At 35.9% G+C, this 3,810-nt stretch carries 5 protein-coding genes; 3 read left to right on the top strand and 2 right to left on the bottom strand.

The features are described from left to right. Window positions 1-470, bottom strand: a 470-nt coding sequence (locus AC06OU_RS11235; protein WP_475855837.1) for a DL-endopeptidase inhibitor IseA family protein, incomplete at its 3' end; no start/stop codon positions are given. A 114-nt stretch (window positions 471-584) separates the two neighbouring features. Between AC06OU_RS11235 and AC06OU_RS11230 the strand changes: the two genes are divergently transcribed. Then, on the top strand, window positions 585-1,385 hold the full coding sequence (locus AC06OU_RS11230; RefSeq protein ID WP_475855836.1) for an SMI1/KNR4 family protein: 801 nt from the start codon (window positions 585-587) through the stop codon (window positions 1,383-1,385). Between the two features lie 172 nt (window positions 1,386-1,557). Here AC06OU_RS11230 and AC06OU_RS11225 read toward each other — a convergent pair whose 3' ends face one another. Then, window positions 1,558-1,854, bottom strand: coding sequence for a nucleotide pyrophosphohydrolase (locus AC06OU_RS11225; RefSeq protein WP_475855834.1), 297 nt, complete (start codon window positions 1,852-1,854; stop codon window positions 1,558-1,560). A gap of 161 nt (window positions 1,855-2,015) precedes the next feature. Between AC06OU_RS11225 and AC06OU_RS11220 the strand changes: the two genes are divergently transcribed. Both AC06OU_RS11220 and AC06OU_RS11215 read left to right on the top strand, forming a co-directional pair. Further along, complete coding sequence (locus AC06OU_RS11220) at window positions 2,016-3,149, top strand: MFS transporter (protein WP_475855832.1); 1,134 nt, start codon at window positions 2,016-2,018, stop codon at window positions 3,147-3,149. Window positions 3,150-3,261: 112 nt separating this feature from the next. Then, on the top strand, window positions 3,262-3,810 hold a 549-nt coding region (locus AC06OU_RS11215), incomplete at its 3' end, for a LacI family DNA-binding transcriptional regulator (protein ID WP_475855831.1).

The following is a 3,810-nucleotide window of genomic DNA, read 5'->3' as shown; positions in this document are numbered from 1 at the left end:
TATTTAATTTTGTTTTTTTCTTTTTTAACAATTTCTGCATTCGCTTTTCCCCAGTCCTCGAGGGAGCCAATGTCAGTTTCTTGTTGTGCAAGCTTCCCTTTATATTCTATGATTTCTAAATCTTCTATTAGCTGTTCAGCTATTTGAGAAGTCATTGTTTGAGTTAGATAGGCCATAAGTTCACCTTTAGTATCAATCTTACTGGATAAGTAACGGTAAGCTAAGTCATTAAAAAGGAATGTATTATATTCCCGATTCTGATACCCCCCTCCACTACTTATAAATAGATATGCTTCCTGATATTTAGCTGCCAAGCCAACAGCTATTTTGTCTGTTAGGACGTGGTTATTTTGTGTGGCTACCTGAATTATAGGGTTCTTGGTTTGTGCCTCTGTAACATTGGCATATGAAGTATTGAATAAACCCAGGGCCGTAAATGCAATTAAAACTTTTGTAGTTTTAGTTTTCATCCTAATTCCTCCAATTTGAGATTGTTAGAGCTATAAGTAAAAAAGTTGAAAGGGTATTTTGCTGAGATTATAGAATAGGAGACTAATAAATATTATGTAGAGGGAGCAAAGATTATGTCTGATGACTTAAAAGAAGCTTATGGAAATTACTCAATCCCGAAAGAAATCTTACAACTCATTCAGCTAGATGAGAACCTTAACAAGGAAGATTTATCGTTAAGTATGATCGGATTCATACCAGCCACCGAGCAGTCGCCTTACTCGATTACACCGCCTGATTTAATACCCTTTGCAGAAAGTGGAGGGGATGGCATTCACTTTGGTTTTTTGACTGACTTTCAGAAGGTTGGAGATGTAATGGAAGCTGCTATAGTATGCGTATCGCCTACTAACGACCCACCAGTTCGTTATGTCGCGAATAATTTCTACGAGTTTATTCGTCTAGTATGTTCCGTACCCTATGTAGAGTTGCTGGAGCAATTAGCTATTATCTCAAACAAAGAACAAGAAGAGGCAATATTAGATGAATATATGACCGACCTTCCAAGTTCATGGAAAATAAAACAAGACAAAGTTTTCTTTGCATTAAAAGACATCTATCCGGAAGCGGAAAAGGTAGATATTATAGCTACTATTTCCGCAGCAAAGGAAAAAAGGAAAGAGAAAGTAGTTATCGCAACCTTTGATGGTTTAGGAGTCATAGGGGATACTGGAGGAAACAGATATGAATTTTCAGAGAGTAGAATAAGTGATTCACAAGAGTTATTAAGAATGCAACAATTCCTTCAAGAGGCAACGAGAGAGGAAAGGCAGGCCTTTATTAGAGATATACAGTACTGGTATATAGTCGATCCAGATTACAACTATGAGATTTGGTCGTTAGTTCAAGATGTAATCCGTACGTTTAATAAGTGAGTTCATAATTTAGCACTAGGATAGACGTCATAACATAAAAGATTACATGGAGATAGCTCATATCTTACCCTAAAGCATTCTGCGTAATGAAAAACAATAGCTCCTTCCATTTTCTAAAAGTAAAAGGAAAGGAGCATTATTTCTTCCATCTGGTTGTCTCAGCCTCATTGTCTTAGTTAGGTAAAGGATATTTTATAGCATTCTTTTGTATTTTCTTTTTAGCCGCTTCTTTTAAATCTATGTCCAATACGCTGGCTAGCTGCAATAGGTAGATTAGAACATCTGCCGCTTCTTCTTCAATGCCTTGTTTATCGTTTGCTATAGCTTCTTCTGGGGTACGCCATTGAAAGTGCTCTAACAGTTCACTAGCTTCTAAAGATATAGAGATCGCGAGACTACGAGCATCGGTATTACGAACCCAACCTCTTTTTTGGTTAAACTCCAAAATTTCTTCTGTTAATTCCTTCATATTCTTCTGCCCCTTTTTAAACTATATTTGGTTTAAATGTATTGTATGACTACCATTATTATAGCCAAGCTTATAAACAAATGGTCAACATTCTTTTAAACATAGTGGCTTATGTATTGATATAATATTGAACTATACATAATGTGATTGAGGGGAGATATATGAATCTAAGAGGAGTCTTACTATTAATATTCTTATTTCATACTGTAGTAAATGCAACTAGGCCTGTCATTACACTCTCTGCCGATGAGTATGGGGCATCGATTTGGATAATTGGTATTCTAACCTCTACGTTTGCCTTTTTACCACTAATATTATCGATTCATGCCGGCAAAATAATAGATAAAATAGGAGATAGGCTCCCTATTATTATAGGGTTTGTTAGCCTTATAGCCGGAATGATTGTTCCAGCTGCTTTTTCAACTATATGGTCTTTGTTTGCAAGTCAGTTACTGTTAGGGATAGGGAATATAAGTATACCTATTGCGTTACAAAATCAGTTAGGTCACCAAACAACGAAAAAAAATAGAGACTATTATTTCAGTATGTTCAGTTTGTGTGTTGCTTTTGGAGCTGTAGTAGGTCCTCTAATGGGTGGATACTTATCTGAACATATATCCTTTCAAATTGTTTATATAGTATGCGTGGGGATAGGATTAGCTGGTATTATCTTTTCTTTAAAAATCCCTAAAGCAGAGCAACAAATACATAGAAAGCCAACTAAAATGATTGACTCTATAAAGCTATTAGAAAGCCCGTTAATAAGAAGGGCATTGTTCTCCAGTGCCTTAGTTCTTTATTCAAAAGACATCTTTGTTGCCTACTTTCCGTTATTAGGAAAGCAAATGAACTTGTCTACGTCTACAATAGGTTGGATTATAGCGCTCCAGGGATTAGCAACCATGTTTGTCCGTTTTGTTTTACCAAAGCTTTTAGAAATATATAAGAGGGAGTTTATCTTATTCGTATCCATATTTGTCGCAGGGATTGCCTTTTTATTGTTACCTTTGACAAGCTCCGTGCTATTAATTGCTTTTCTTGCTATCTTGATGGGATTAGGATTAGGGTGTGGACAGCCAATCTCCATGACAACTACTTATAATGCATCTCCACCAGAAAGGACAGGGGAAGTTTTAGGGCTACGAATAACTATAAATCGCTTATTTCAGCTCATTGCACCAGCTTTTTTTGGGGTAATTGGAGGCTCTGTTGGAATGGCAGGCGTGTTTCTTTTTAGTGGTGTTTTTCTAGTGGGAGGATCGTTGTTGTTTAAGGGGAAGAAAGGTGAAGATTAAAGCTGTTGGTAAACACTAATCTTTTAGCAGAGATTAGTGTTTATTATTTCCAAAAAAACAATATTATTGTATAGTTTGAAATAATTAAACTTTTGTGAAGGTAGTGAGTAAGATGAATCAAGGAGTTACTGCAAAGGATGTTGCGAAGCTTGCCGGCGTTTCTCAATCCTCTGTCTCGCGTGTTTATTTTAAAGGGGCGACTGTGTCTCAAAAAACTCGTGAGAAGGTAATGGCTGCAGCTAAGGAATTAGGTTATAGACCGAATGAATTTGCCCGTAGTCTAATTACAAATAGAACAAAAATAATTGGTTTAGTTATGAAGGGAGTACAGAATCCTTTTTATCCACAGGTATTAAAGCAATTTACAACCGCATTTAAAAAGTTGGGCTACAGCATTTTATTTGTGTATACAAATAACGATGAGATTCAACAGAAGGATATTGATATATTACTTAACTATAATGTTGCAGGTGTCATTATTACGGATGCCACGTTGTCTTTGCAAGCAAACGAGGATCTATTTAATAACAGAATTCCTTTAGCTTTGTTTAATAGAAAGATTGATGGTAATAAGTTTTATTCTGTATGCTGTAACAATTTAGAAGCGAGTAAACAAATTGCACAGTACTTATTGGAGGTAGGTTGCTCTAATATGATTTAT

The sequence above is a fragment of the Psychrobacillus sp. genome, from assembly GCF_056205495.1.
Note: the sequence above shows the minus strand (reverse complement) of the source record. Positions and strands in the feature narration are given on the sequence as shown.

Bases quoted from the DNA above. Each gene is read 5' to 3' on its own strand.
- AC06OU_RS11220 (WP_475855832.1), top strand. From the start codon at position 2,016: ATGAATCTAAGAGGAGTCTTACTATTAATATTCTTATTTCATACTGTA.
- AC06OU_RS11230 (WP_475855836.1), top strand. From the start codon at position 585: ATGTCTGATGACTTAAAAGAAGCTTATGGAAATTACTCAATCCCGAAA.
- AC06OU_RS11225 (WP_475855834.1), bottom strand. From the start codon at position 1,854: ATGAAGGAATTAACAGAAGAAATTTTGGAGTTTAACCAAAAAAGAGGT.